Origin of the sequence: Paraliomyxa miuraensis, from assembly GCF_026337845.1 — a bacterium.
Lineage (GTDB): Bacteria > Myxococcota_A > Polyangia > Nannocystales > Nannocystaceae > Paraliomyxa > Paraliomyxa miuraensis.
Map to the genome: position 1 here is coordinate 1 of NZ_JAOVZF010000093.1, position 1,675 is coordinate 1,675.

The 1,675-nt window shown below is 66.3% G+C and carries 2 protein-coding genes; both read right to left on the reverse strand.

Going from position 1 to position 1,675, the window contains the following annotated elements:
* Nucleotides 1-1,176 (reverse strand): IS21 family transposase (istA, locus tag OEB96_RS00420; protein WP_266213389.1); only part of this gene is annotated, 1,176 nt, incomplete at its 3' end.
* A gap of 400 nt (nt 1,177-1,576) precedes the next feature.
* Nucleotides 1,577-1,669, reverse strand: a complete 93-nt coding sequence (tnpB, locus tag OEB96_RS46555; protein WP_407674597.1) for an IS66 family insertion sequence element accessory protein TnpB — start codon at nt 1,667-1,669, stop codon at nt 1,577-1,579.
* Between the last annotated feature and the right edge of the window lie 6 nt (nt 1,670-1,675).

Consider the following 1,675-nt stretch of genomic DNA (forward strand, 5'->3'; position numbering starts at 1 on the left):
TCGAGTTCGAGCGGCGATACTACGAGAACCTGGAGAGGACTGAAGTGGCGTAAATCGGGTGTCCACTTTTTCGGGGGAATTCCAGACCTCGACCGTCGTCGCCGTGATGCGGATGTCGAGGCGCTCGCGGTACAACGAGTGCGGCACCGAGTAGTGGTGGTGCCCAACGTGGACGTGGTAGTTGGGCCCGACGCCGGCCTCGGCCCACTCGGCATACTCGTAGCGCTCCCGTGGGAGCGGCCGCATCGCCGGCTTGTCTAGCCGCTCGAAGAGCTCGCGACGACTCGCACCGTAGTGTCTCATCGTGCGCGTGTTGAGCCGCTCGAGCAGCTCGGCGATCCGTTCGTTGAGCTCGGCGATCGAGTAGAAGGTCTCATTGCGCAGACAGGCCAGGATCCAGCGCTGGGCAATGAGCACGCCGTTCTCGACCTTCGCCTTGTCCTTGGGCTTGCCGGGCCTCGCGGGCACGATGGCCGTGCTGTAGTACTCGGCCCAGTCCTGGTACGTGCGCTGGATCGTCGGCTCGTACCGGCACGACTTGGTCACGCCGCTCTTGAGCTGGTCGGGAGTGAACGCTCGCGTCACACCGCCGAAGTACTCCACGGCATTGACGTGGCTGCGGATCCACTCCGAGCTCTGCTGGGTGCGCGTCGCCTCGGCGTAGGTGTAGTTGCTCGCACCCAGCACCGCGACGAAGAGCTCGACCTCGATCACCTCGCCGGTGTTCCGGTCGACGATGCACGGCTTCTTGCCCGAGTAGTCGACGAAGGTGTATTCGCCGGCAACGTAGACTTGGCGCATCGTCAGCCCGCGCCGCCCGAGCCACTCGCGGTACAGGTCGCAGAAGCGGGTGTAGCGATACCCGTCGGGATGCTCCTGCAGGTACTCGAGGTGGAGCAGCTCGAGCGTCACGCCGGGTCGGCGACGCTCCGCGTGCACGTACTGGAGATTCGGCAGCGGCCGCGACGCGCCGGGCTCGACCTCGCCGCCGAAGAGCCGGTGCTCGAGCTCGACCTCGCCGAGGGCCTCGACATCACTCCACTCCAGCCCGGCGTGCGTGGCCCGGGCGACCGCCGAGCTCACAGCACCGACGCTCACGCCGAGGCTGCGCGCCACGTCGCGATGGCTGCTGCCGAGCACCCACTTCTGTCTCAGGATCTCGCGGATCTTCTTCATCGTCAGTCGCTTCGCCATCTCGCCTCCGCGTGGAGGCGGTCGAGCCACTGACCCTCGTCGTCGCCATTGCCCCCGCCCGCGCGGCGGCGCGTACCACCGCGGCTGGTTGGGTCGGCCAGGTGTTCACGAAGCGGTGATCCCGGCGTTCACGACCGCCGATTTCGGTGTTCACACGCGGTGATCCCGCTGTTCACGACGCCAGTCTCGGCGTTCACGTGGCACCGATTTCGGCGTTCACGTCCGGCCGATCTCCGCGTTCACGATCGGCCGGCGCATGCACTCGACATCGACGTGGACGTAGTCCTGCCCATCAGCATGAACGCGGCGCGTGATCTGTACCTTCTTGCCAGCCAGTGGATGCCATCGGTAGCGAACGATGGCTGTGCTGGATCGGTATGCCCTATGTGACTTGGTCCCGCCTGCGGTTCGTGAAGAGGTACAGCTCGCCCGTCAGCGGGTCGCGTCCCAGCTCGTTGCGCACCAGCCCCGACAGGCCCTC